The organism is Ruegeria sp. CG8, assembly GCF_056537165.1.
Genome location: NZ_JBQFRA010000002.1, coordinates 314135 through 337060, shown reverse-complemented (window position 1 = coordinate 337060; position 22926 = coordinate 314135). Strand labels below are relative to the sequence as shown.

Below are 22926 nucleotides of genomic sequence, written 5' to 3'. Positions count from 1 at the left end.
CACACGTTCCAAAGCCGTTGCGCAACCGCCGTACGCCCCATTCCCGAGGCTTAAAGATCTTTCCGTCATAACTCCTTTCAACAAGCCGGGCAGAGCGGCGGCAGAAAGGAGCATCTGGACATGGTATTCGATTTCTTGCGTCGTGGATCGGCTGAGAAAGCCCCCGAGGCAAAAGCAAGCGCAGCCGGGCCGGTGGTGGCCTGGCAGACCGGTGGGCGCGTAGCCTGGAGCCCGCGGGACACCGTCTCGCTGACGCGCACGGGGTTCTCGGGCAACCCGGTGGGGTTCCGGTCGGTCAAGCTGATTGCCGAGGCCGCGGCGGCGCTGCCCCTGGTTCTGCAGGATGATGCGCAGCGGTACGAGACGCACCCGGTTCTGCGCCTGATGCGCCGTCCGAACGCGGCGCAGGGCAAGGCCGAGCTGCTGGAGGCGCTGTTCGGGCAGCTGCTGCTGTCGGGCAACGCCTATGTCGAGGCGGTGCAGGCCGAGGGTGTGCTGCCGGTTGAGCTGCATGTGCCGCGCTCGGACCGGATGAGCGTGGTGCCGGGGGCGGATGGCTGGCCCAGGGCCTATGACTACACCGCCGGGGGCAAGACGCACCGGTTCCCGGCCGAAGCCATCTGCCACATCAAGTCGTTCCATCCGCAGGATGACCATTACGGCTTCTCGCCCTTGCAGGCGGCGGCGATGGCGATCGACGTGCACAACAGCGCCTCGCGCTGGTCGAAATCGCTGTTGGACAATGCCGCGCGGCCCTCGGGGGCGCTGGTGTGGAAGGGCGGCGACGGGCAGGGCGCGATGGCCGAGGAACAGTTCCGCCGCCTGAGCGACGAGATCGAGGCGAACTATCGCGGGGCGCGCAACGCCGGGCGTCCGATGGTTCTGGAAGGGGGGCTGGATTGGAAGCCGATGGGCTTTTCCCCCTCGGACATGGAGTTTCAGAAGACCAAGGAAGCCGCCGCCCGCGAGATCGCGCTGGCCTTCGGTGTCCCGCCGATGCTGCTGGGGATCCAGGGGGACGCGACCTATTCGAACTATCAGGAGGCCAACCGGGCGTTCTATCGCCTGACCGTTCTGCCCCTGGTGACGCGGGTGGCGGCGGCGTTGTCGGACTGGTTGTCGGGCTTTACCGGCGAAGATCTGGTGCTGAAGCCCGATCTGGACCAGGTGCCGGCGCTGGCGACGGAGCGTGACGCGCAATGGGCGCGGGTGGCCAATGCCGATTTCCTGACGGATGCCGAAAAGCGTGCTCTGCTGGGCCTGCCGGCGCTGGCGGAGACGGCGGATGGCTGACACGCCGGGATACCCGCCCTTTGACTGCGCGCCGGGCCTGCGTCTGGCCGCGCACGAGAGGGTGGCCGAGATCCAGCATGCGCATCTGTGCAGGCGACTGGATCAGATCGAGGAAATGATGGAACGGCTGGAGCGGCGGTTGTGGCTGACGGTCTATGGCGTGGCGGCGGTGATCCTGGCGCAGGCGTTCCAGTCTTTCCTGACGGTGGCGCCATGAATTCAGTGGCTTACGAGGAGTTGTTCATGGATTTGGAACGCAAGTTCGCGCGGTTCGGCGATGGGCTGTCGGTGACCGAAGACGCGGTGATCGAGGGCTATGCCAGCCTGTTCGGCCAGGTCGATCAGGGCCGCGACGTGGTGCAGAAAGGTGCCTATGCCGCGTCGCTGGCCGGGCTTAAGGCGGCCGGTCAGCGGGTCAAGATGTTGTGGCAGCACGACCCGGCCCAGCCCATCGGCGTGTGGGACGAGGTGCGCGAGGATGAGCGCGGCCTGTGGGTCAAGGGGCGGTTGCTGGAGAGCACCCAGAAGGGGCGCGAAGCGGCCGAGCTGATCCGCGCGGGTGCGCTGGACGGGCTGTCGATCGGCTATCGCACCAAGCGGGCCGTGAAGGATGACAAGGGCCGGCGGCTCTTGACGGAACTGGAGCTGTGGGAGGTGTCGCTGGTGACCTTCCCGATGCTGCCCAGTGCGCGGGTGGCGGCAAAGGGGACGGACCCCGATGCCGAGGACACCTGGCGCAGTATTGCCGAGGTGTTCGAGAACGCCCGGCAGGAGCTGGCGCGACCCTAGCGCGCCTCAACCCCCACCCAGAAAGGAAGTGCTGATGAGCAAGACCGAGACCGCGGCCTTGACCGGAGAGGGTGTGCCCCTGGTTCAGGAGGTGAAGCAGGCGATGGCTGGCTTCGCAAGAGAATTCAAGGGCCTGAAGGCTGAAGTTCAACACAAACTGCAACAGACAGAAGAGCGACTGACCATGCTGGATCGTAAATCAACCATCGCGGCGCGCCCGCATCTTGCGGCCTCGACCCTGGAGGAGGCGCCGCACCAGAAGGCCTTTGATGCTTATGTGCGCTCGGGCGATGACGATGCCCTGCGCGGGCTGGAGATCGAGGCCAAGTCGCTGTCGACGGCCGTCAACAGCGATGGCGGCTACCTTGTCGATCCGCAGACCGCCGAGATGATCAAGTCGGTGCTGAAATCCACCGCGTCGATCCGTTCGATCGCGTCGGTCGTGAATGTCGAGGCGAATTCGTTCGACGTGCTGATCGATCATACCGATGTGGGCGCAGGCTGGGCTGCCGAGAACGCCACCGCCGCCGAGACCGGCACCCCGTCGATCGACCGCATCTCGATCCCGCTGCACGAGCTAAGCGCGCTGCCCAAGGCCTCGCAGCGGCTGCTGGATGACAGCGCATTCGACGTCGAGGGCTGGCTGGCCGGCCGTATCGCTGACAAGTTCGCCCGCGCCGAGGCGGCGGCTTTCATCAACGGTGACGGCATCGACAAGCCCAAGGGCATCCTGAGCCATCCGGCGGTGGACAATGATGTCTGGACCTGGGGCAACCTGGGCTACGTGCCCACCGGTGTCGCGGGCGGCATCGACGCGGATGCGATCGTGGACGTGGTCTATGCGCTGGGCGCGCAGTACCGCGTGAACGGCACCTTCGTGATGAACTCAAAAACCGCCGGCGTGATCCGCAAGCTGAAGGATGCCGACGGCCGCTTCCTGTGGTCGGACGGCCTAGCCGCGGGTGAGCCCGCGCGCCTGATGGGCTATGCCGTGCTGATCGCCGAGGACATGCCCGATCCGGGCACCGACAGCTTCTCGATCGCCTTCGGTGACTTCTCGGCCGGCTACACCATCGCCGAGCGCCCCGACCTGCGCGTGCTGCGCGACCCGTTCAGCGCCAAGCCGCATGTCCTGTTCTATGCCACCAAGCGCGTGGGCGGCGACATCAGCGACTTTGCCGCGATCAAGCTGGTGAAACTCGGCACCGCCTAAGCGGTGACGGATCCGGGGGGCCGGTGGGCCGGCCCCTCGGGCGGCGGGCGCGGGCCGGGGTGAGATCCCCCGCGTTGTCTAGCTGCTCCCCTCCGTCCGAGCAACGTGGGGCGGCACGTGCCCGCCATTTTCCAAGGATGCGGCCCCCGGAGGGGTCCGAGATTGCGGAGTGAATGGATGATGTTGATCGAAGAAACCGCCATCGCGGATGCGGCGCTGCCTGTGGATCAGTTCAAGGCGCATCTGCGGCTGGGCACGGGATTTGCCGAGACCAGCCTGCAGGATGACGTGTTGAAAGGGTTCCTGAGGGCGGCGATGGCCGCGATCGAGGCGCGCACGGGCAAGGTGCTGATATCGCGCAGTTTCACCTGGACGCTGAGCCGCTGGCGCAACGACGCGGGCGAGGTTCTGCCGGTCGCGCCGGTGACGCGCATCGACGCGGTGACGCTGACCGACGCGCAGGGCGCCCAGCAGGTGGTGGCGCCTGGGACCTATCGCCTGGAGCGCGACAACCAGCGCCCTTGCCTGCGGCCGATGGGGGCTTGCCTGCCCGCCATTCCCACCGGCGGAGAGGTGACCATCGCGCTGACGGCCGGGATGGCGGCGGATTGGGGCGGGCTGCCGGCGGATCTGGGGCAGGCGGTGTTGCTGCTGGCGGCGCATTACTATGAGTATCGCGACGAGACCAGCCTGAGCGACGGCTGCATGCCCTTCGGCGTGACCAGCCTGATCCAGCGCTATCGCATGGTGCGCTTCGGCGCGGGGGTGATGCAATGAGCGCGCCCCGTCTGAACCGGCAGCTGGTGCTGGAGGCCCCGGTGCGGGTGGCCGACGGCGCGGGCGGCTATGCTGAGACATGGGCCTCTCTGGGCGAGCTGTGGGCCGCGGTGACCGCCCGGACCGGCACCGAGCGCGCGATCGCAAATGTGGCGGTGTCGCGCGTGAGTTACCGCATCGTGGTGCGCGGCGCGCCCGAGGGGTCGTCGATGCGCCCGGCACCCGATCAGAGGTTTCGCGAGGGCAATCGGCGCTTCGTGATCCGCGCGGTGGCCGAATACGACGCGGCCGGGCGCTATCTGACCTGTTTCGCGGATGAGGAGGTGGCGGCATGAGCTATGGCGTTTCGGCGGCGCTGCAGGCGGCGGTGTTCCAGCAATTGGTGGCGGATGCCCAGGTGGGCGCGCTGAGCGGCGGCGCGATCTATGACGCGGTGCCTTCGGGGACGGTTCCGCAGACCTACGTGACGCTTGGCCCCGAGGAGGTGCGCGAGGCCTCGGACAAGACGGGGCAAGGCACTTTGCATCGCTTCACGGTGTCGGTGGTGTCCGAGGCGGCCGGGTTCGGCGCGGCCAAGACGCTGGCCGGGGCCGTGTGCGACGCGCTGGACGGGGCCGCGCTGACGCTGGATCGGGGGCGGTTGGTGGGGCTGTGGTTCGAGCGGGCCTCGGCCCGGCGCACCGGGACCGGCGGCGCGATCCGGCAGATCGACCTGAAATTACGCGCCCGCGTGGAAGACAACTAAGCAATCAATGGAGAGAGCATATGGGTGCCCAGAACGGTAAGGACCTGCTGGTCAAGGTGGACATGAACGGCACAGGCCTGTTCCAGACCATCGCGGGGCTGCGGGCCACGCGGATCAGCTTCAACGCGGAAAGCGTGGATGTCACGACGCTGGAAAGCCAGGGCGGCTGGCGCGAGTTGCTGTCGGGGGCGGGGGTCAAGTCGGCCTCGATTTCCGGATCGGGCGTGTTCAAGGACGCCGGCACGGATGAACGCGCGCGGCAGTTGTTCTTTGACGGCGAAACGCCCGCCTTTCAGGTGATCATCCCCGATTTCGGCATCGTCGAAGGACCGTTCCAAGTGACCGGGATCGAGTATGCCGGCTCGCATAATGGCGAAGCGACCTATGAGATGAGCCTGGCCAGCGCCGGTGCTCTGACCTTCGTGGCGTTGTGATGGTCAATCCGTGGGCGGGAGAAGTGGCGCTGGTGGTCGATGGCCAGCGCCGGGTGCTGAAGCTGACGCTGGGCGCGTTGGCCGAGCTGGAGCAGGAGCTGGGCGCAGGGTCTTTGGTGGAACTGGTGCAGCGGTTCGAGAGCGGCGCCTATTCCAGCGGTGACGTGCTGGCGCTGATCTTGGCGGGGTTGCGCGGTGGCGGGACGGATGTGACCCGCGCCGACATGTTGCGGGCCGAGATAGAGGGCGGCCCGATGGCGGCGGCGCGGGCGGCGGCCGAGCTGCTGGCGCGGGCCTTCATGGTGCCGGGTGAGTCATGAGCGGCTTTGACTGGCCCGGCCTGATGCGTGCCGGGCTGCACGAGCTGCGGCTGACGCCGGATCAGTTCTGGCGTCTGACCCCGGCCGAACTGCGGCTGATGCTGGGGCAGGGCCGCGGGATGCCGGCGATGAACCGGGCGCGGCTGGACAGGTTGCTGGCCGCCTGGCCCGACAAGATACAAGGAGAGCGTGATGACGGATCGGGACGGGTTTGACGACCTGCAGGAGCGCGGCGAGGCGCTGGGCGATGCCCTGGGCGATGCCGCCACGATGGCGGCGGCCTTCGATGCCCAGATGAAGCGGATCAGCGCCGCTTTCGAAGAGACCGGGAAGGATGTCGCCACCCTGGAGCGGGGCATGTCGAGCGGGCTGCGCAAGGCCTTCGACGGCGTGGTTCTGGACGGAATGAACCTGTCGGACGCGCTGGACGTGCTGAAGAACTCCATGATCCGCACGGCCTATTCGGCGGCGATCAAGCCGGTGACGGATCATTTCGGCGGCCTGCTGGCCAATACGGTCGGCGGCCTGGTGCAGGGGCTGCTGCCCTTTGCCGACGGCGGCAGTTTCGCCCAAGGACGCGTCATGCCTTTTGCCAATGGCGGAGTGGTCACCGGGCCGACCACCTTTCCGATGCGCGGTGCGACCGGGTTGATGGGCGAGGCCGGCCCCGAGGCGATCATGCCGCTGGCGCGCGGACCCGACGGCAAACTGGGGGTGCGCAACTCGGGCGGCGGACGGGCGGTGAACGTGGTGATGAACATCACCACACCCGACGTTCAGGGCTTTCGCCGCAGCCAGGGCCAGATCGCAGCCCAGATGAGCCGTGCCCTGGGGCGCGGAAATCGCAACCGGTAGTTTAGGGAGCAGGACATGAATTTCCACGAAGTCAGATTTCCCGCCAGCCTGAGTTTCGGCTCGGTCGGCGGCCCCGAGCGGCGCACGGATGTCGTGACGCTGGCCAACGGGTTCGAAGAACGCAACACGCCCTGGGCGCATTCGCGGCGGCGTTATGACGCCGGTTTGGGGATGCGGTCGCTGGACGACATCCAGACGCTGATCGCCTTTTTCGAAGCGCGTCAGGGTCAGATGTACGGGTTCCGCTGGAAGGACTGGTCGGACTACAAGTCCTGCGCCGCCACTGCCGAGTTCGACAAGGGCGACCAGGTGATCGGGCAAGGCGACGGGGTCACGACCGAGTTCCAGTTGGTCAAGATCTATGCCTCGGGCGGGGTCAGCTATGTCAGGCCCATCGTCAAGCCGGTACTGGGTACGGTCAAGATTGGGCTGGATCAGGATGAGGCCCGAGAAGGCGTCGATTTCGAGGTGGACCTGAATAGCGGTCTGATCCAATTCGTCGTCCCGCCATCCGAGGGGGTCGACGTGACCGCCGGGTTTGAATTCGATGTGCCGGTGCGGTTTGACACCGACAGGATCCAAGTCAGCGTGGCCAGCTTTCAGGCAGGCGACGTACCCAATGTTCCGGTGGTGGAGGTGCGGGTCTGATGAGCGGCGACAAGCAGGCATTGCTGACCCATCTTCAGTCCGGCATGACTACGGTCTGCCGCTGTTGGGCGATCACCCGAACCGATGGCATGTCCTTCGGGTTCACCGACCATGACCGCGAACTGGCCTTTGACGGGCTGGTTTTCAAGGCAAGCACCGGTCTCACAGCCTCGGCCATCGAACAGGCGACGGGCCTGTCGATCGACAATTCCGAGGCCATGGGGGCGCTGTCTGATGCGGCCGTGCGCGACGAGGATATCGAAGACGGCCGCTTTGACGGTGCCGATGTCCGAGCATGGCTGGTCAACTGGGCCGCGCCGGAACAGCGCATGTTGCAGTTCCGTGGCTCAATCGGCGAGCTGCGCCGCGCAGGGGGCGCGTTTCACGCCGAATTGCGCGGGCTGACCGATCTGCTGAACCGACCCTTGGGGCGGATCTACCAAAAGCCCTGTACGGCCGTTTTGGGTGTCAAAGCCTGCGGCTTCGACAGGTTGACGCCCGGCTACTGGGCCGAGGCCGAGATTGCCGAGATCGACGAGGGTCCGATCCTCAGACTGCAGGGGGCGGAGGCGTTTGAGGACGGCTGGTTCGAACGTGGCCGCGTTGATGTGCTGACCGGCCGCTCTCAGGGTCTTTGGGCTTCGGTGAAGACGGACCGAAGCATCAAGATCGGGCGGGAATTGCACCTTTGGACCGCTATGGGCTCGGGTCTGGCCGCCGGTGACCGTGTGCGGGTGCTGGCGGGCTGCGACAAGCGGATGGAGACCTGTCGGTTGAAATTCAACAACATCATAAATTTCCAGGGTTTTCCGGATCTGCCGAGCGAAGACTGGGTGATGGCCGTGCCGAAACAGGGCAACGCGAACAATGGAGGCAGCAGGCGGTGATGGTGACGGCGCAGGATATCGTGGACGAAGCGCGAGGCTGGCTGGGAACGCCCTATGTGCATCAGGCCTCGGTCAAGGGAGCGGGAACCGATTGCTTGGGATTGCTGCGCGGCGTCTGGCGATCCGTCATCGGCCACGAGCCTGAGGCGGTGCCTACCTACAGCATGGACTGGTCCGAACCGCAGGGCGAAGAGCGCATGTGGGCGGCTGCGCGGCGCAATCTGGTCGAACGTCCGCGCAACTTTCTGGCCCCTGCATGCGTGCTGCTGTTCCGGATGCGCGATGCCGGTGTGGCCAAACACCTTGGTATCGTGAGTGATGCGGGCGCCGTGCCACGCTTCATCCATGCCTATTCCGGACATGGCGTTGTCGAAAACGCACTGAGCGACCCCTGGCGCCGCCGGGTGGTCGCCTGCTTTGAATTTCCTTTGGAGGGCAACTGATGGCGACGATAGTTTTATCTGCGGCGGGGGCTGCGCTGGGCGGGTCCATCGGTGGAACCGTTGCTGGGCTGTCAACGGCCATCGTGGGCCGGGCAGTCGGCGCGACGCTCGGGCGGGTTATCGACCAGCGATTGATGAGCCAGTCGGTCATGGGTGCCGGAAGCGAGGTGGTCGAGTCTGGCCGGCTGGACCGGTTCAGACTTACGGAAACAGGCGAGGGCGCGCCGTTGTCCACCGTGTTCGGCCGAATGCGGGTCGGTGGGCAGGTGATCTGGGCGTCGGATTTCCTTGAGACCCGCAAAACCACGACGTCTACGCAGTCTGCTGGCGGCAAAGGAACGCCAAAACCAGCCGAAGTCACCACGACCACCCATAGCTACAGCTACTCGATATCACTGGCGATTGCTGTCGGCGTCGGAGAGATCGCGGTCATCGCGCGGATATGGGCCGATGGGGAAGAGCTTGAGCGCAACAGTCTGAACATGCGGGTTTATACCGGTAGCCAGGATCAGCTGCCGGATCCATTGATCGAAACGATCGAAAGTGCCGGAACGGTTCCGGCCTATCGCGGCACTGCGTATGTTGTGATTGAAGACCTGCCGCTGGCGCAATTTGGCAATCGCGTTCCCCAGTTCTCTTTCGAGGTTGTTCGGCCTGATCAGAAATCCGCACCAGACTACGAATCCGAATTGCAACAGATTGTCCGGGCCGTGGCCCTGATGCCTGGCACCGGGGAATACACGCTGGCCAGCACGCAGGTAAACTATTCCAAAGGGTCGGGCCAAAGCTGGGCCGCCAACGTCAATTCGCCCTCGGGCGAGCCCGATCTGGTGGCCTCGGTGCGTGCCCTGAACAAAGAACTTCCGGGCTGCAAGGCTGCGTCGCTGGTGGTCTCTTGGTTCGGAGATGACTTGCGTTGCGGCGCTTGCAGCGTTCGACCCAAGGTGATCCGCGACGACGTGGACGGCGCCAACATGCCGTGGAAAGTCTCTGGGCTAAAGCGCAAATCGGCCCAGGTCGTGCAACACGTGGACGGGCGACCCGTCTATGGCGGTACCCCGGCCGATGCGTCGGTGGTTCAGGCCATTCAACACCTCAAGGGCTCCGGCAGCCGGGTAATGTTCTATCCTTTCATCCTGATGGATCAGATGCAGGGTAATGGTCTTCCAGACCCATGGTCGGATGCCGGCGATCAGCCGCATCTGCCGTGGCGCGGCCGGATCACGCTGGACGTGGCTCCGGGGCGCCCCGGGTCCTTGGACGGAACCGCAGGTGCGGACGCTCAGGTGGCAAACTTTTTTGGTGCAGCCCAAGCCTCGGATTTCATCATCGGTAATGGCACTGTCACCTATACCGGACCGGAAGAATGGAGCATGCGCCGTTTCATTCTTCACTACGCGGCGTTGTGCAAGGCAGCAGGCGGGGTCGAGGCGTTCTGCATCGGCTCGGAAATGCGTGGCCTTACCCAGATACGCGGCGCGTCCGGGTTCGCGGCCGTTGCTCAGCTGAAGGCATTGGCGGCAGAAGCGCGGCAGATACTGGGGCCAGACACCAAAATAGGCTACGCCGCGGATTGGACAGAGTATTTCGGGTACCAGCCTGCCGATGGCAGCGGTGACCGATACTTCCACCTGGACCCTCTGTGGGCAGACGAAAACATCGATTTCGTCGGGATCGACAACTACATGCCGGTCTCGGACTGGCGGGATGGTGACGAGCATCTGGATGCGCTGGATGGTGCCCGGTCAATCTACAACCTGGATTATTTGCGCGGCAACATCGAAGGCGGTGAAGGATACGACTGGTACTATCCAACACCCGAAGAACAGGACGCGCAGATAAGGTATCCGATCGAGGACGGCGAACATGCAGAGCCATGGGTGTGGCGATACAAAGACATCCGCAACTGGTGGTCGAACTTGCACCACGAACGGATCGGAGGAGTGCGCAAAGCTGACCCGACCGATTGGGTTCCGGGATCAAAGCCGATCTGGTTCACGGAATTGGGTTGTGCGGCCATAGACAAGGGAACGAACCAGCCCAACAAGTTTTTGGATCCGAAATCCTCGGAATCCGATCTGCCCAAATACTCGAACGGTCAACGCGACGATTTCATTCAGGTTCAGTATTTGAAGGCAGTTCTTGGATATTGGGCCGATCCGCAGATCAACCCGGTTTCGGACATCTACGATGGTCCGATGGTGGACGTTTCGAACGCCTATGTATGGGCGTGGGACGCGAGACCTTACCCGACATTCCCGAACCTGCGTTCGCAGTGGAGCGACGGCGAAAACTACGCCCGTGGTCATTGGTTGAACGGACGTTCTGGTGCCAGGACACTGGCCTCGGTGGTGGCCGAGATTTGTCAGGCTGCAGGCGTCTCCGATTTTGATGTGTCTGCGCTGGACGGAGTTGTCCGTGGATACGTGATCGAAGATGTTTCGGACGCGCGGGCGGCCCTTCAGCCACTGATGCTGCGCTACGGATTTGATGCGATCGAGCGGGACGGTGTCCTGACATTCCGCATGAGGGCCGGGCGCCAGGCATTTGATCTGTCGCTGGATCAGGTCGCGGAAAGCCCCGAGGTCGATGGCAGGGTCCAGTACCAGCGCGAAGCCGAGGCCGAAATGGCCGGCCGCGTGCGTCTGCGCTTTGTTCAGTCGGATGCGGACCACGATGTGGTAGCGGAGGAGGCCGTGCTGCCCGATGATCGGACCCATTCTGTAGCCGTGAACGAAATGCCTCTGTCGATGACCCGCGCCGAAGGACGGCAGACGGTCGAACGGTGGCTGGCCGAGGCCCGCGTCGCGCGCAATACCGCGCGCTTCGCGCTGCCGCCGTCGCAGATGCATCTGGGCGCCGGCGACATTGTTCGACTTCCATCCTGGAATGGGGGAGCCGGTGCGCTGTATCGCATAGACAGGTTGGAACAGGCTGACATCCAGCTGGCAGATGCCGTGCGGATCGAGCCCGGGGTCTATTCGCCGTCCGATATGGCGGATGATGGGTTTGTCTCTCAACCCTTTGTGGCCCCAGTCCCGGTTCTTCCGATTTTTCTGGATCTGCCACTCATTACCGGCGCCGAGGAGCCGCACGCGCCTTATCTGGCCGTCACGGCCGATCCCTGGCAAGGCAGCGTCGCCGTCTATTCTTCGGACGCCGACGAGGGCTACGCGTTGCGCGATCTGGTGACTGGTCAGGCTGTGATCGGGTTCACCGAATCCGCCTTGCCGTCCGCGAGCGCAGGGGTATGGGATGAAGGTGCGCCGCTGCGCGTGCGCATTGTCGATGGCGTCTTGCAGTCGCGGTCGCGTGACTCGCTTCTGACCGGCGCCAACTTGGCGGCGATCGGAGACGGCACGCGCGGAAATTGGGAAGTGTTTCAATTCGCGGATGCCGCCCTGCAGGAACCCGGTGTTTATGCCCTGTCTGGCCGCCTGCGCGGTCAATTGGGTACGGACGCAATCATGCCCGAAATCTGGCCGGAGGGTTCCGTGTTCGTGTTGCTCGACGAGAGGGTTCTTCAGACCAGCCTGCTGCGGACCGAACGCCGAATTGCGCGGCACTACCGGATCGGGCCTGCAACCCGCGGATACGACGACGATTCTTTTGTCCATAAGGTCGAGGCGTTTGATGGAAACGGTCTGCGCCCCTACGCGCCAGTTCATCTGAAGGTCAAAAGACACGGGGGCGATGACCTGTTCACCTGGGTACGCCGAACCCGGATCGACGGCGACGATTGGGACGTGCTGGACGTGCCGCTGGGCGAGGAGTCCGAAACTTATCTGATCCGGATTCGGTCAGGTGGCGCCCTTGTTCGGGAAGAGATCGCCACGACGCCAATTTGGACCTATTCCGCGGCGGCACAGTCTTCGGACGGCGTCGCGGGCCTCTACGAGGTCGAGGTGGCGCAGGTTTCGGCCAGCTACGGGCCGGGCGCGGTCGCGAGTCTGAGTGTGGGGTAGAGGGATCATGCGCCCTGTTTTGCACGGCGATGTCAGTTCTGCGGCGCGGGTTTTGCTGACCGTGCCGCAAGCCCAGCGTGAGCGGCTGTGCGCGCGCATGATCGCCGAGGCCGAGTTGGCTGACCGTCACGTGGCCGCGACGGGTCGTTTGCATCCTGTTTACGGGAACGGAGCATTGATGGCAGCTGCACGCAGCCGCCCGCTGGCAGACGAGCCAAGTTTCAGCGACACCGAGTATTGCCGGTGTTTCGAGACGGTACTGCGCCATCTTATCCGGTTTCAACTCAACCGGCCGCGCAGCTGACGCACTTGCTGGCGGCCGGGTCCAGGTCCAGCCGTCTGCGCGGAATGTCGTCACCGCAATCCTCGCAATACCCGAATTCGCCCTCGGCCATCCGGTCGAGGGCGGCTCTCAGCCTTCGGGCTTCGAGATCTCGTCGCGTTTGTTGCGCCTTGGCCATGGCCTGATTCTGCAACGCATCCATTCGGCTGAGCCGCCCGACCGCCTGCTGGTCAAGCTCGACCACGGATTGAGCGTCCTGACCGGCGAGGGAATTGCGTTCCAATTCCTCCAGCCGGGACAGGATAAGTGTTTCAAATTCCCTGAGTTCGAACCGGTTCATTTTCTGTTGTGTTGCACATCAAGGGTTTGCGTTTGGCCTTTTTGGGCCTAGATGGCTATTCTAGGCGCAGCAGAGGATCAAAAGCCATGTTTGAAACGCGCACCCAAGTTACGTCAGTTGACCCCGTCTGGGACCGGATCACGGCCGAAGCACAGGCCGCCGTCGAAAAAGAGCCTTTGATGGGCGGACTGGTGCATGCCTGTATCCTGCACCACAAGTCTTTGGAACGTGCGTTGTCCTATAGGATCTCGGCCAAGCTTTGCTCGAACGAGATGTCGATGATGGTTCTGCGTGAAATCGTCGAAGAGGCCTATGCCGATGACAAGGCGCTGATGAATGCCGCCCGCGCGGACCTTATGGCCGTGTACGAGCGCGACCCGGCCTGCCATCGTCTGCTACAGCCGATCCTGTATTTCAAAGGCTACCAGGCCATGCAGGCCTATCGTGTGGCTCACTGGCTTTGGCAGAAGGGCCGGCACGATCTGGCCTATTTCTTCCAGATGCGCAGTTCGGAAATCTTCGGGATCGACATTCACCCCGCCGCGAAGATCGGCAAGGGCATCATGATCGACCACGCGCATTCCATCGTGATTGGCGAAACTGCGGTTGTGGGCGACAACGTTTCGATGCTGCATTCGGTGACCCTGGGCGGGACCGGCAAGGAAGAAGAGGACCGCCATCCCAAGATTGAGGATGGCGTTCTGATCGGGGCTGGGGCCAAGGTTCTTGGCAACATCCGCGTGGGTCATTGCAGCCGCATCGCCGCCGGTTCGGTGGTGCTGCAGGACGTGCCGCCCTGCAAGACCGTGGCGGGTATCCCCGCCAAGATCGTGGGTGAGGCGGGATGCGACCAGCCCTCGATCTCGATGGATCACATGCTGGGCAAGGATCAGTAAGCCTGTTCTCAGGTACGAAAAAGGCCGCCTCGGGGTCCGAGGCGGCTTTTTGATTCTTGTGGCGTGGATCAGGCCAGCATGACCATCGGATTTTCCAGGTTGTCCACGATGGCCTGCAGGAGCTGTGCTCCAAGCGCGCCGTCGATCACGCGGTGATCCACCGACATGGTGACCGACATCACGGTCGCCACGGTCAGCTTGCCATCCTCGCCCACGACCGGCTTCTTGGCGCCGGTACCGACGGCCAGGATGCCTGCGTGCGGCGGGTTCACGATGGCGTCGAAATTGTCGATGCCAAACATGCCCAGGTTCGAAACCGCGAAGGTGCCGCCCTGATACTCATGCGGGGCCAGCTTGCGTTCGCGCGCACGCGCGGCCAGGTCCTTCATCTCGGTCGAAAGGGCCGACAAAGATTTGGTGTCGGCGTCCTGCAGGACCGGGGTGAACAACCCGCCTTCGATCGCCACGGCCACGGCCACGTCCGAAGGTTTCAACTGCAGAACCCGGTCGCCCGCCCATACGGCGTTGCACTCGGGCACCTGCTGCAGCGCGTTGGCGACGGCCTTGATGATGAAGTCGTTGACGCTCAGCTTAACGCCGCGGGCTTCCAACTGCTTGTTCAGCTGGCTGCGGAATTTCAGCAGCGCGTCCAGCTTGATGTCGCGGCGCAGGTAGAAATGCGGGATGGTCTGCTTGGCCTCGGCCAGACGGGCGGCGATGGTCTTGCGCATGCCGTCCAGCTTGACCTCCTGGTACTCGCGGCCTTCGTACATGCGGGCCACCATGTCGGCCGAGGGGCCCGCAGGAGCAGCGGCAGGGGCCGGCGCCGCGCTTGCCAAAGCAGCCGGTGCCGCTGCAGGAGCGGTTGCGCCTTCGACATCCGCTTTGACGATGCGGCCATGCGGGCCCGAGCCCTTGATCTGCGCCAGGTCCAGACCCTTTTGGGCGGCAATGCGACGGGCCAGCGGCGAGGCAAAGATGCGACCGCCATCGGCCTTGACCGGAGCCGCCGGAGCCGGGGCCGAGGCGGGCTCCTCGGATGCCACAGGGGCGGCAGCCTCGTTGCCCGCGTCGGCTGCGGGCGCAGCCTCGGGTGCTTTGGTCGGGGCCGCGGCGATGTCATCGGCGCTTTCGCCTTCTTCCAGAAGCACGGCGATGGGGGTGTTCACCTTGACCCCCTCGGTGCCTTCAGGAACCAGGATTTTGCCGACGACGCCTTCGTCGACAGCTTCGAATTCCATCGTGGCCTTGTCGGTTTCGATCTCGGCCAGCAGGTCGCCGGAGGAGACAGTGTCGCCTTCCTTGACCAGCCATTTGGCGAGCGTGCCTTCCTCCATGGTCGGCGAAAGGGCGGGCATCAGAATTTCGGTGGGCATCTGTCAGTCGCTCCTTACCGATAGGTCACTTGTTTGACGGCGGCGATCACCTCGTCGGTGGTAATCAGCGCCAGCTTTTCCAGGTTCGCCGCATAGGGCATGGGCACGTCCTTGCCGGTCAGCGTGATGACGGGCGCGTCGAGATAGTCGAACGCTTCCTGCATGACCACGGAACTGATGTAGCTGCCGACCGAGCCTTGCGGCCAGCCTTCTTCCACTGTGACCAGCCGGTTGGTTTTCATCACCGAGTTGATGATCGCACCGGTGTCCATCGGGCGGATGGTGCGCAGGTCGATCACTTCGGCGCTGATGCCATCCTCAGCCAGCTTGTCGGCGGCTTCCAATGCGTATTGCATACCGATCCCAAAGCTGACGATGGTCACATCGGTGCCTTCGCGCCAGATGCGGGCCTTGCCCAGCGGCACGGTCAGATCATCGACCTGCGGCACGTCGAACGAGCGGCCATAGAGGATTTCGTTTTCCAGGAACACGACCGGGTTGGGATCGCGGATGGCCGATTTCAGCAGACCTTTGGCATCGGCTGCCGAATAGGGCATCACCACCTTCAGGCCCGGGATCTGCATGTACCAGGCGGCATAATCCTGGCTGTGTTGTGCGGCCACGCGCGCGGCAGCGCCGTTGGGGCCGCGGAACACGATCGGACAGCCCATCTGACCGCCGGACATATACAGCGTTTTGGCAGCCGAGTTGATGATCTGGTCGATCGCCTGCATGGCAAAGTTGAATGTCATGAACTCGACGATCGGCTTCAGGCCGCCAAAGGCGGAACCCACGGCAATGCCGGTAAAGCCATGCTCGGTGATCGGCGTGTCGATCACGCGTTTTGCGCCGAATTCGTCCAGCAGGCCCTGGCTCACCTTGTAGGCGCCTTGGTATTCACCGACTTCTTCGCCCATCAGGTAGACGTCTTCGTCCGAGCGCATTTCCTCGGCCATCGCGTCGCGCAGAGCCTCACGGACCGTCATCGATTTCTTCTCGGCATCTGCTGGCCAGTCCGGCGACAGGTCCACGGTAGGCGCGGCCGGTGCAGCAGGGGCAGGAGCGGGGGCCTCAACCGCCGCCGGGGCGGCTTCGGCCTCCGCTGCGGCTGCGGGGGCAGCCGCGGTCACGGCCGAGGCGTCTTCTCCCTCTTCCACCAGGATCGCGATCGGCGTGTTGACCTTCACGCCTTCGGTGCCTTCGGCAATCAGGATTTTGCCGACGATGCCTTCATCGACGGCTTCGAACTCCATCGTGGCCTTGTCGGTTTCGATCTCTGCCAGAATGTCGCCAGAGCTTACGGTGTCGCCTTCCTTGACCAGCCACTTGGCCAGTGTGCCTTCCTCCATGGTCGGCGAAAGGGCGGGCATGAGAATTTCGGTTGCCATGTCTTATTCGTCCTCTCAGGCGTAAATGTCGGTCCAGAGCTCGTCCAGCGACGGCTCGGGGCTTTCCTTGGCGAACTCGGCGGCCTGGTTGACGACCTCCTTGATTTCCTTGTCGATCGCCTTCAGGTCATCCTCGGTGGCGTGCTTGCCGGTCAGAAGCAGCTCGCGCACGTGTTCGATCGGGTCGCTCTGCTCGCGCACCTTCTGAACCTCTTCCCGGGTGCGGTACTTGGCGGGATCCGACATCGAGTGGCCGCGATAGCGGTAGGTCTTGACCTCGAGGATGTACGGGCCCTTCCCGGCCCGGCAGTGCGCCACGGCCTTTTCGCCGGCCTCTTTCACCGCCAGCACGTCCATTCCGTTGACGATTTCGCCCGGGATGCCGAACGCCTCACCGCGGTGATAGATGTCCTTGGTCGAGGTTGAGCGCGCTTGCGCCGTGCCCATCGCGTACTGGTTGTTCTCGATCACGAAGACCACCGGCAATTGCCAAATGGCCGCCATGTTGAAGGTTTCATAGACTTGACCCTGGTTCGCTGCGCCGTCACCGAAATAGGTAAAGGTCACGCGACCGTTGTCTTTGTACTTGTCTGCAAAGGCAAGGCCGGCACCCAGCGGAACCTGTGCGCCGACGATCCCATGGCCACCGTAGAAATGCTTTTCTTTCGAGAACATGTGCATCGAGCCGCCCTTGCCCTTGGACAAGCCGCCTTCGCGTCCGGTCAATTCAGCCATGACGCCGCCCGGATCCATCCCGCAGGCCAGCATGTGGCCGTGGTCGCGGTAGGAGGTGATGCGCTTGTCGCCATCCTCGGCCGCAGCTTCGAGCCCCACGACGACGGCTTCCTGACCGATGTACAGGTGGCAAAAGCCGCCGATCAGACCCATGCCGTACAGTTGACCTGCCTTTTCCTCGAATCGGCGGATCAACAGCATCTCGCGGTAGTAGGTTTTGAGTTCTTCCGCAGAAACATTTGGTTTCTTTGTGGTTTTTCGCGCAGCCATCGTGGCGACCTCTCCCTTCCGGCAAGATAGTTTAGCGTTAAACTATCTCATAAAGCATTTCGCGCTTTCTGGCGAGCGGAAATGTGACGCAGCGTCCTGGACGGGGTGGGGGTATCTGTTTCTACCCGATATCCGGCAGGTTTTCGCCTTTTGGTTCGCCCTATGCACGGTTAGTATGCTTCCATTGGCAGGCAATTTTGAACAGGCGCCGGAGACAGATTGGCATGATGATCCTCAGAGAGCCGAAGCTGGTTTTCATCAAAACGAAGAAAACCGCCGGATCATCCATCGAAATTGCACTGAGCGCGAAACTGCAGGACGGAGATTTCGCAACACCGTTCGGCAAGGAAGCCGAACTTCAACGTCCGGGGAAGCAATACATCGTCCGCCGGTCGGTCCAGCTTTTGCGGGAAAGAGCCAAAGGCGAAGTGCAGGCTCGGTATCCCCACAATGGGATCGGCGTGGTCAATCGGTATCTGTCTGATATTGCGGAGGGCTGCAGCAGCATTTGCGTTGAGAGAAACCCTTGGGACAAGGCTGTCTCAGCGTTCTATTTCTGGATGCATCAGCGCGGAACACAGATCAACGACGCAAGCGCACTGTTCCTGAGCTTTTGCCGGACTCGCCTGAAGTTCTTCTCTGACTTCCATCTGTATTCTGAGGGCGGGGAGATCGCGGTTGATCGGGTGTTGCGATACGAAAGCCTGGACAGCGATTTGGCGCAGGTGTTGGATGACTTCGGCCTTGGCGATGTCAGTCTCGGCGACAAGCGTTTGAATTCCGGCATTCGGAAATCAAAGCAGTTCGATGTCTTCTACGGTGAAAACTGGGACGGCGAAGCCGTGGACCTGGTGGCTGACCTGTTCCGAAGGGAAATCGATGCTTTCGGGTATCAGTTGCCAACTGCAGAGGAACCCGGGGCGGTCGGGCAAACAGCTAGTTAGCGGATGACGATTTCATCAGCCCGGATCATTCCCAAAACGGTTCGGGCCTGCTGATCCAGCAGGTCGAGGTCCAGGTAGGTGTCTGAAAGGCGCCGGGTCAGGTTTTCCATCCGAGCGATGTCGGCGTTCAGCGCCGCAAGGTCGCGTGACAGAGCGTCCCGTTCCGCTGAAATCTCGATCCGTCGGAACAGGCCGTAGTCGCCCTGAACGGCAGCAAAGGTGAAATAGACACCCAGCATGAAGGCCACCGAGAAGAATGCGACTGCGCCCAGACCGGGCCGATTGGAACGGGACACTCTGTTGACCGCCGTATGAATACTGCCTCAAAAACGTGCCCTTTGCGGGCATCTGTCAGCACTATGTCACAGGTGATTCGGGTTGTGAATCCCCCGATTCGCACTTTTTGAAATTCGACGAAAAAAGTGATGCTCGAAGAGCCATGACCGCGTAGGTATCCGCTCAACGCAAAGCGGACAGTTCCTGATTTCGATTCAGGGTCTGTTCTTCCATGCAAGACCAATAGAACATTTGCGCGGCACTGCCATCGCTTTTGAGTTCGGGGTCACAAGTTGCGTCCCTGCGTTTCAACCAAGCGCGCTGTTCGTTCAACAAAGCCTCACCGTTTCCGCGCCTGTCCGCCGCTGATTTGACCTCTTTCCAGAGGCGGTTCAGTTCTTTATCAGCGATTTCCCATTTCTCTTTGGCACAGAAAGTGGCGTCGATCTGAGTTTGCCCGGCGCAATGGGACTGCGCGCCAGAAACACTGGGCAGGAGGATCACAGCGAACGTGGCAACGGCTTTCATGGCCCATCTCCCGGTCTGTGAGAGAATACCACGAATGCAGATCACCAACTAGAATGGGGTTATTGGGCCAGCGCTGCCACACCGGGCAGGGTTTTGCCCTCCATCCATTCCAGGAACGCACCGCCGGCGGTCGAGATGTAGGTGAAGTCCTGCGCGGCACCCGAGGCGTTGAGGGCTGCAACCGTATCGCCGCCACCGGCGACCGACACAAGTTTGCCCGCCCGCGTCAGTTCTGCGGCTTTCAATGCAGCGGCATTTGTCGCCGCGTCGAAGGGTTCCAGTTCGAATGCCCCCAATGGGCCGTTCCAGATCAGAGTCTTGCTCTGTTCGAAGATGGTGCAGATTGCGGCGACGCTGTCCGGCCCGGCGTCCAGGATCATCGAATCTGCGGGGCACTTGTTCGCGGGGACGACCTTGTGTGGGGCGTGTGCTTCGAATTTCTCTGCAACGACAACATCGCTGGGCAGGACGATCCGGCAGCCTGCCTTGTCTGCTTTTGCCATGATTTCGGCTGCAGTATCGGTCATCGCGTGCTCGGCCAACGATTTGCCAACGTCCAGCCCTTTGGCCAGCAGAAAGGTGTTGGCCATGCCGCCGCCGATGATCAGGTTGTCGACCTTCTCGATCAGGTTGCCCAGCAGATCCAGCTTGGTTGATACCTTGGCCCCACCGACCACGGCGGTCACCGGACGCTGAGGGTTGCCCAGAGCGGCTTCGAGTGCGCTGAGCTCTGCCTGCATCAGGCGCCCGGCGCAGGAGGGCAGAAGGCGCGCCAGTGCCTCGGTCGAACTATGCGCCCGATGAGCCGCCGAGAAAGCGTCATTGCAGTAGATGTCTCCCATCTTGGCCATACCTTCGGCCAAGGTCATGCTGTTCTGTGTCTCTTCGGCGTGAAAGCGGGTGTTCTCCAGCAGCAAGACCTCGCCGTCACCCTGGTTTGCGGCAGCGATTTCAGCCTCGTATCCGACGCAATCCTCTCCGAAGCGGACCTTGGTTCCAAAGGCGGCTTCCAGCGCGGGCACCAGCTGTTTCAGCGACAGGTTCTGTCGACGCTCACCGCCGGGCCGGCCGAAATGGGCCAGCAGGATGGGTTTGCCGCCAGCGGCCAGAATGTCGCGCACCGTGGGCACGATCCGCTGGATCCGGGTGTCATCGGTCACGGCGCCATCCAGAACCGGGACGTTGATGTCCACGCGCACAAGAACGCGTTTGCCCTGCAAATCCATGTCGTCCAGAGTTTTCCAGCCCATCGTGTCATCCTCGCCGTTGTCACCACGCGTCAGCGGTTCTTTTCCTGCATTTTGCCCTCAGGTCAATGCGTCACTTGGCTTTCGCGCGTCCGGCGCATAGGTATTTGCGCAAATCAATTCCACAGGAGGGCCCCATGGCCGAGATCAAGGATCCCGAAAACACCATCATCATCGAGCTGAAGGACGGTAACGTCGTCATCGAACTGCTGCCGGACGTGGCGCCTCAGCACAGCGAGCGCATGAAGGAACTGGCGCGCGCGGGCGAGTATGACAACGTGGCCTTTCACCGGGTGATCGACGGCTTCATGGCGCAGACCGGCGACGTGCAGCACGGCGACATGGAAGACGGCTTCAACATCCGCATGGCAGGCACTGGCGGGTCGTCCTTGCCGAACCTTCCGGCCGAGTTTTCCAAGTTGCCGCATGACCGGGGCACCCTGGGTGCCGCTCGTTCGGCCAACCCGAACTCGGCCAACTCGCAGTTCTTCATCAACTTCAAGGACAACCACTTCCTCAACGGTCAATACACCGTTTACGGCCGCGTGATCGAGGGGATGGAGCATGTCGATGCCATCACCCGCGGCGAGCCGCCTGCGAACCCCGACCGCATGATCAGCGTCAAGGTGGCCGCCGATGTATAAGCTGGCCGCCGTTTTTACCTTGTTGGCCAGCCCCGCGCTGGCCGCAGGCCTGCAGATCGAAGTCGAGGGCGAGGCCAACGGCACGATCACCATCGACCTGTTCGAGGACGTCGCGCCCAAGCATGTCGAGCAGATCACCGCTCTGGCCGCCGAAGGCAAGTATGACGGGGTGGTGTTCCACCGCGTGATCGAGGGGTTCATGGCACAGACCGGGGACGTGGAATACGGTAAACTGGGCAGCGACATGCGTCGTGCCGGCACCGGCGGTTCAAGCCGTCCGGACCTACCAGCCGAGTTTTCCGAAGTCCCTTACGAGCGCGGCATTGTCGGAATGGCTCGCGCAAGCAATCCGAACAGCGCAAATTCGCAGTTCTTCATCATGTTCGAACCGGCCCCGACCCTGAATGGCCAGTACACGGTGGTGGGCAAGGTGACCGACGGCATGGATGTTGTTGATGCGATCAAACGCGGCACAGGCCCGAACGGCGCGGTGGTCGGCCAACCGGACGTCATGACCAAGGTGACCGTCACCGAATGATCCCTAGACCCGGCGCGGATTGCGCGCCGGGTTGTCCGCGCACGGCGCTTCACGTCCCTGTGTAAGGGGCTTGGCCTGGCCGCACTGCCTGACGCACGATGGCAGCTAGCCAAAGGTGCCTCATGCGATGCCGTCTGTTTGCCCTACTGCTGTTCTGCGCAACCGCGGTGTCCGCGGACCCGAACCTGTGGCGCGACGAATGGCCCAAAACCGATTTTTCGGTCACCTCGATCGGTGACTGGTCTGAAGTCCGGTCCGGCGGACCGCCGAAAGACGGCATCCCGGCCATCGACAAGCCCGAGTTTGTCCCAGCTACGGCGGAAACCGGGCTGGGGCTGACCGAGGCCGTGATCACGGTGGAACTGCCCGGTACGCGCCCGCGCGCCTATCCCCTGCGTTACCTGATCTGGCATGAAATCGTGAATGATCGGATCGGTAACCGTCCAGTCGCGGTTACCTATTGTCCACTGTGCAATTCGGGGCTGGTTTTTGATCGGCGTATCCCGGGACGGGTTCTCAGTTTCGGCGTGTCCGGCAAGCTGCGAAATTCGGACATGATCATGTATGACCGCGAAACCGAAAGCTGGTGGCAGCAAGCCACCGGCGAGGCGATTGTGGGCCAGTTGACCGGTGCTCAGTTGACAGCGCTGCCAGCGTGGATGGAAGGGTGGGATCAGTTCCGCAAGCGCAATCCCGACGGTCTGGTGATGGCCGAGCCGAATTTTGCGCGGGACTACGGGCGCAACCCTTATCGCGGGTATGACAGCGCGCGCAGACCGTTCCTGTATGACGGCGCGCTGCCTCCGCATGGTATTCAACCGCTCGAGCGGGTGGTGCGTGTCGGTGAGCGGGCCTGGCCTCTGACGCGATTGCGTGCGGCTGGGCGATTGTTAGAAGCAGGCGTTGTCATCGATTGGTCGGCGGGGCAGGCTTCGGCTCTGGACGCCGGGCGCGTCGACAAGGGACGCGACATAGGATCGATCCGCGTCACGGATGGTGCCGGACGGGATGTCGTGCATGATGTGATGTTCGCGTTTGCCTTCCACGCCTTCTGGCCCGACGGTATCTGGATGACAGGGCGCTGACCCGCGC

At 63.0% G+C, this 22926-nt stretch carries 28 protein-coding genes; 21 read left to right on the top strand and 7 right to left on the bottom strand.

The genetic code is table 11. From position 1 onward, the window contains the following. Positions 1–120 precede the first annotated feature (120 nt). From ACR0EF_RS07630 to ACR0EF_RS07555, 16 genes are all read left to right on the top strand, one after another. Positions 121–1293 carry a phage portal protein gene (locus ACR0EF_RS07630; RefSeq protein ID WP_170338582.1) on the top strand — a complete coding sequence of 391 codons (1173 nt, stop codon included), beginning with the start codon at positions 121–123 and terminating at the stop codon, positions 1291–1293. Beyond that, positions 1286–1510, top strand: coding sequence for a GTA head formation protein, RCAP_rcc01685 family (locus ACR0EF_RS07625; protein WP_093962401.1), 225 nt, complete (start codon positions 1286–1288; stop codon positions 1508–1510). Before ACR0EF_RS07630 ends, ACR0EF_RS07625 begins: the two co-directional genes overlap by 8 nt. 26 nt (positions 1511–1536) lie before the next feature. Further along, entirely contained in the window at positions 1537–2082 is a 546-nt protein-coding gene (locus ACR0EF_RS07620; RefSeq protein WP_170338585.1) for an HK97 family phage prohead protease, read from the top strand. Positions 2083–2116: 34 nt separating this feature from the next. After that, positions 2117–3295 (top strand): phage major capsid protein, encoded by a 1179-nt coding sequence (locus tag ACR0EF_RS07615; RefSeq protein WP_170338587.1) that lies wholly within the window; start codon positions 2117–2119, stop codon positions 3293–3295. Between the two features lie 177 nt (positions 3296–3472). After that, positions 3473–4072: a head-tail connector protein gene (locus tag ACR0EF_RS07610; RefSeq protein WP_170372330.1), complete on the top strand. Its 600-nt coding sequence runs from the start codon at positions 3473–3475 to the stop codon at positions 4070–4072. Next, entirely contained in the window at positions 4069–4407 is a 339-nt protein-coding gene (locus tag ACR0EF_RS07605; protein WP_170372332.1) for a phage head closure protein, read from the top strand. Before ACR0EF_RS07610 ends, ACR0EF_RS07605 begins: the two co-directional genes overlap by 4 nt. Further along, complete coding sequence (locus ACR0EF_RS07600) at positions 4404–4817, top strand: DUF3168 domain-containing protein (RefSeq protein ID WP_170370665.1); 414 nt, start codon at positions 4404–4406, stop codon at positions 4815–4817. The genes ACR0EF_RS07605 and ACR0EF_RS07600 overlap by 4 nt, the downstream gene beginning before the upstream one ends. Before the next feature lie 20 nt (positions 4818–4837). Beyond that, the gene (locus ACR0EF_RS07595; protein WP_170370664.1) at positions 4838–5251 is read left to right on the top strand and encodes a phage major tail protein, TP901-1 family; all 414 of its coding nucleotides are present in this window, start codon (positions 4838–4840) and stop codon (positions 5249–5251) included. Further along, positions 5251–5571, top strand: coding sequence for a gene transfer agent family protein (locus ACR0EF_RS07590; RefSeq protein WP_170370979.1), 321 nt, complete (start codon positions 5251–5253; stop codon positions 5569–5571). Before ACR0EF_RS07595 ends, ACR0EF_RS07590 begins: the two co-directional genes overlap by 1 nt. Further along, entirely contained in the window at positions 5568–5786 is a 219-nt protein-coding gene (locus tag ACR0EF_RS07585; protein WP_170358769.1) for a rcc01693 family protein, read from the top strand. The genes ACR0EF_RS07590 and ACR0EF_RS07585 overlap by 4 nt, the downstream gene beginning before the upstream one ends. Next, the gene (locus ACR0EF_RS07580) at positions 5764–6426 is read left to right on the top strand and encodes a phage tail tape measure protein (protein ID WP_170372334.1); all 663 of its coding nucleotides are present in this window, start codon (positions 5764–5766) and stop codon (positions 6424–6426) included. The genes ACR0EF_RS07585 and ACR0EF_RS07580 overlap by 23 nt, the downstream gene beginning before the upstream one ends. A gap of 15 nt (positions 6427–6441) precedes the next feature. After that, entirely contained in the window at positions 6442–7074 is a 633-nt protein-coding gene (locus tag ACR0EF_RS07575; protein ID WP_170372336.1) for a DUF2460 domain-containing protein, read from the top strand. After that, positions 7074–7961, top strand: a complete 888-nt coding sequence (locus ACR0EF_RS07570) for a DUF2163 domain-containing protein (protein WP_170372338.1) — start codon at positions 7074–7076, stop codon at positions 7959–7961. The genes ACR0EF_RS07575 and ACR0EF_RS07570 overlap by 1 nt, the downstream gene beginning before the upstream one ends. Next, positions 7961–8404, top strand: a complete 444-nt coding sequence (locus ACR0EF_RS07565) for a C40 family peptidase (protein WP_170372340.1) — start codon at positions 7961–7963, stop codon at positions 8402–8404. The genes ACR0EF_RS07570 and ACR0EF_RS07565 overlap by 1 nt, the downstream gene beginning before the upstream one ends. Beyond that, positions 8404–12369: a baseplate multidomain protein megatron gene (locus ACR0EF_RS07560; protein ID WP_170372342.1), complete on the top strand. Its 3966-nt coding sequence runs from the start codon at positions 8404–8406 to the stop codon at positions 12367–12369. The genes ACR0EF_RS07565 and ACR0EF_RS07560 overlap by 1 nt, the downstream gene beginning before the upstream one ends. A 7-nt stretch (positions 12370–12376) precedes the next feature. Then, the gene (locus ACR0EF_RS07555) at positions 12377–12673 is read left to right on the top strand and encodes a DUF7742 family protein (RefSeq protein WP_170358782.1); all 297 of its coding nucleotides are present in this window, start codon (positions 12377–12379) and stop codon (positions 12671–12673) included. On the opposite strand, the gene ACR0EF_RS07550 is transcribed toward ACR0EF_RS07555, so the two are convergent. Continuing rightward, positions 12654–12992, bottom strand: coding sequence for a TraR/DksA family transcriptional regulator (locus ACR0EF_RS07550; RefSeq protein ID WP_170370659.1), 339 nt, complete (start codon positions 12990–12992; stop codon positions 12654–12656). The two genes, ACR0EF_RS07555 and ACR0EF_RS07550, sit on opposite strands and share 20 nt — an antisense overlap. A gap of 86 nt (positions 12993–13078) precedes the next feature. On the opposite strand from ACR0EF_RS07550, the gene cysE reads away from it, so the two are divergent. Continuing rightward, positions 13079–13888 carry a serine O-acetyltransferase gene (cysE, locus tag ACR0EF_RS07545; protein WP_093962389.1) on the top strand — a complete coding sequence of 270 codons (810 nt, stop codon included), beginning with the start codon at positions 13079–13081 and terminating at the stop codon, positions 13886–13888. 68 nt (positions 13889–13956) lie between these two features. Here cysE and ACR0EF_RS07540 read toward each other — a convergent pair whose 3' ends face one another. The 3 genes from ACR0EF_RS07540 to pdhA are packed head-to-tail and all read right to left on the bottom strand — an operon-like array spanning position 13957 to position 17657. Beyond that, entirely contained in the window at positions 13957–15264 is a 1308-nt protein-coding gene (locus ACR0EF_RS07540; RefSeq protein ID WP_170372344.1) for a pyruvate dehydrogenase complex dihydrolipoamide acetyltransferase, read from the bottom strand. 14 nt (positions 15265–15278) lie between these two features. Further along, positions 15279–16652: a pyruvate dehydrogenase complex E1 component subunit beta gene (locus tag ACR0EF_RS07535; RefSeq protein WP_170372346.1), complete on the bottom strand. Its 1374-nt coding sequence runs from the start codon at positions 16650–16652 to the stop codon at positions 15279–15281. A gap of 15 nt (positions 16653–16667) precedes the next feature. Then, positions 16668–17657, bottom strand: coding sequence for a pyruvate dehydrogenase (acetyl-transferring) E1 component subunit alpha (gene pdhA, locus ACR0EF_RS07530; RefSeq protein WP_170363245.1), 990 nt, complete (start codon positions 17655–17657; stop codon positions 16668–16670). Between the two features lie 224 nt (positions 17658–17881). On the opposite strand from pdhA, the gene ACR0EF_RS07525 reads away from it, so the two are divergent. Next, on the top strand, positions 17882–18601 hold the full coding sequence (locus ACR0EF_RS07525; RefSeq protein ID WP_170372347.1) for a hypothetical protein: 720 nt from the start codon (positions 17882–17884) through the stop codon (positions 18599–18601). Here ACR0EF_RS07525 and ACR0EF_RS07520 read toward each other — a convergent pair. The 3 genes from ACR0EF_RS07520 to ACR0EF_RS07510 all read right to left on the bottom strand — a co-directional run bounded on the left by ACR0EF_RS07520 (position 18598) and on the right by ACR0EF_RS07510 (position 20655). Further along, on the bottom strand, positions 18598–18897 hold the full coding sequence (locus tag ACR0EF_RS07520; protein ID WP_170338112.1) for an FtsB family cell division protein: 300 nt from the start codon (positions 18895–18897) through the stop codon (positions 18598–18600). The two genes, ACR0EF_RS07525 and ACR0EF_RS07520, sit on opposite strands and share 4 nt — an antisense overlap. A 163-nt stretch (positions 18898–19060) precedes the next feature. Further along, a complete protein-coding gene (locus ACR0EF_RS07515) occupies positions 19061–19405 on the bottom strand; it encodes a lysozyme inhibitor LprI family protein (RefSeq protein ID WP_170338113.1) in 345 nt (114 codons plus the stop codon). 59 nt (positions 19406–19464) lie between these two features. Beyond that, positions 19465–20655 (bottom strand): phosphoglycerate kinase, encoded by a 1191-nt coding sequence (locus ACR0EF_RS07510; RefSeq protein WP_170370654.1) that lies wholly within the window; start codon positions 20653–20655, stop codon positions 19465–19467. A gap of 134 nt (positions 20656–20789) precedes the next feature. On the opposite strand from ACR0EF_RS07510, the gene ACR0EF_RS07505 reads away from it, so the two are divergent. The 3 genes from ACR0EF_RS07505 to ACR0EF_RS07495 all read left to right on the top strand — a co-directional run bounded on the left by ACR0EF_RS07505 (position 20790) and on the right by ACR0EF_RS07495 (position 22919). After that, positions 20790–21296 (top strand): peptidylprolyl isomerase, encoded by a 507-nt coding sequence (locus ACR0EF_RS07505; protein ID WP_093962382.1) that lies wholly within the window; start codon positions 20790–20792, stop codon positions 21294–21296. Next, positions 21289–21834, top strand: coding sequence for a peptidylprolyl isomerase (locus ACR0EF_RS07500; protein WP_170338115.1), 546 nt, complete (start codon positions 21289–21291; stop codon positions 21832–21834). The genes ACR0EF_RS07505 and ACR0EF_RS07500 overlap by 8 nt, the downstream gene beginning before the upstream one ends. A gap of 122 nt (positions 21835–21956) precedes the next feature. Then, positions 21957–22919, top strand: coding sequence for a DUF3179 domain-containing protein (locus tag ACR0EF_RS07495; protein ID WP_170370652.1), 963 nt, complete (start codon positions 21957–21959; stop codon positions 22917–22919). Positions 22920–22926: the final 7 nt, after the last annotated feature.

Excerpts from the sequence above, each read along its gene's own strand:
- ACR0EF_RS07550 (WP_170370659.1), bottom strand. The coding sequence starts at position 12,992 with ATGAACCGGTTCGAACTCAGGGAATTTGAAACACTTATCCTGTCCCGG.
- ACR0EF_RS07540 (WP_170372344.1), bottom strand. The coding sequence starts at position 15,264 with ATGCCCACCGAAATTCTGATGCCCGCCCTTTCGCCGACCATGGAGGAA.
- cysE (WP_093962389.1), top strand. The coding sequence starts at position 13,079 with ATGTTTGAAACGCGCACCCAAGTTACGTCAGTTGACCCCGTCTGGGAC.
- ACR0EF_RS07525 (WP_170372347.1), top strand. The coding sequence starts at position 17,882 with ATGATGATCCTCAGAGAGCCGAAGCTGGTTTTCATCAAAACGAAGAAA.
- ACR0EF_RS07570 (WP_170372338.1), top strand. The coding sequence starts at position 7,074 with ATGAGCGGCGACAAGCAGGCATTGCTGACCCATCTTCAGTCCGGCATG.
- ACR0EF_RS07575 (WP_170372336.1), top strand. The coding sequence starts at position 6,442 with ATGAATTTCCACGAAGTCAGATTTCCCGCCAGCCTGAGTTTCGGCTCG.
- ACR0EF_RS07615 (WP_170338587.1), top strand. The coding sequence starts at position 2,117 with ATGAGCAAGACCGAGACCGCGGCCTTGACCGGAGAGGGTGTGCCCCTG.
- ACR0EF_RS07630 (WP_170338582.1), top strand. The coding sequence starts at position 121 with ATGGTATTCGATTTCTTGCGTCGTGGATCGGCTGAGAAAGCCCCCGAG.
- ACR0EF_RS07565 (WP_170372340.1), top strand. The coding sequence starts at position 7,961 with ATGGTGACGGCGCAGGATATCGTGGACGAAGCGCGAGGCTGGCTGGGA.
- ACR0EF_RS07495 (WP_170370652.1), top strand. The coding sequence starts at position 21,957 with ATGCGATGCCGTCTGTTTGCCCTACTGCTGTTCTGCGCAACCGCGGTG.
- ACR0EF_RS07600 (WP_170370665.1), top strand. The coding sequence starts at position 4,404 with ATGAGCTATGGCGTTTCGGCGGCGCTGCAGGCGGCGGTGTTCCAGCAA.
- ACR0EF_RS07620 (WP_170338585.1), top strand. The coding sequence starts at position 1,537 with ATGGATTTGGAACGCAAGTTCGCGCGGTTCGGCGATGGGCTGTCGGTG.
- ACR0EF_RS07610 (WP_170372330.1), top strand. The coding sequence starts at position 3,473 with ATGATGTTGATCGAAGAAACCGCCATCGCGGATGCGGCGCTGCCTGTG.
- ACR0EF_RS07505 (WP_093962382.1), top strand. The coding sequence starts at position 20,790 with ATGGCCGAGATCAAGGATCCCGAAAACACCATCATCATCGAGCTGAAG.
- ACR0EF_RS07515 (WP_170338113.1), bottom strand. The coding sequence starts at position 19,405 with ATGAAAGCCGTTGCCACGTTCGCTGTGATCCTCCTGCCCAGTGTTTCT.
- pdhA (WP_170363245.1), bottom strand. The coding sequence starts at position 17,657 with ATGGCTGCGCGAAAAACCACAAAGAAACCAAATGTTTCTGCGGAAGAA.
- ACR0EF_RS07535 (WP_170372346.1), bottom strand. The coding sequence starts at position 16,652 with ATGGCAACCGAAATTCTCATGCCCGCCCTTTCGCCGACCATGGAGGAA.
- ACR0EF_RS07625 (WP_093962401.1), top strand. The coding sequence starts at position 1,286 with ATGGCTGACACGCCGGGATACCCGCCCTTTGACTGCGCGCCGGGCCTG.
- ACR0EF_RS07585 (WP_170358769.1), top strand. The coding sequence starts at position 5,568 with ATGAGCGGCTTTGACTGGCCCGGCCTGATGCGTGCCGGGCTGCACGAG.
- ACR0EF_RS07595 (WP_170370664.1), top strand. The coding sequence starts at position 4,838 with ATGGGTGCCCAGAACGGTAAGGACCTGCTGGTCAAGGTGGACATGAAC.
- ACR0EF_RS07500 (WP_170338115.1), top strand. The coding sequence starts at position 21,289 with ATGTATAAGCTGGCCGCCGTTTTTACCTTGTTGGCCAGCCCCGCGCTG.
- ACR0EF_RS07605 (WP_170372332.1), top strand. The coding sequence starts at position 4,069 with ATGAGCGCGCCCCGTCTGAACCGGCAGCTGGTGCTGGAGGCCCCGGTG.
- ACR0EF_RS07555 (WP_170358782.1), top strand. The coding sequence starts at position 12,377 with ATGCGCCCTGTTTTGCACGGCGATGTCAGTTCTGCGGCGCGGGTTTTG.
- ACR0EF_RS07590 (WP_170370979.1), top strand. The coding sequence starts at position 5,251 with ATGGTCAATCCGTGGGCGGGAGAAGTGGCGCTGGTGGTCGATGGCCAG.
- ACR0EF_RS07510 (WP_170370654.1), bottom strand. The coding sequence starts at position 20,655 with ATGGGCTGGAAAACTCTGGACGACATGGATTTGCAGGGCAAACGCGTT.
- ACR0EF_RS07580 (WP_170372334.1), top strand. The coding sequence starts at position 5,764 with ATGACGGATCGGGACGGGTTTGACGACCTGCAGGAGCGCGGCGAGGCG.
- ACR0EF_RS07560 (WP_170372342.1), top strand. The coding sequence starts at position 8,404 with ATGGCGACGATAGTTTTATCTGCGGCGGGGGCTGCGCTGGGCGGGTCC.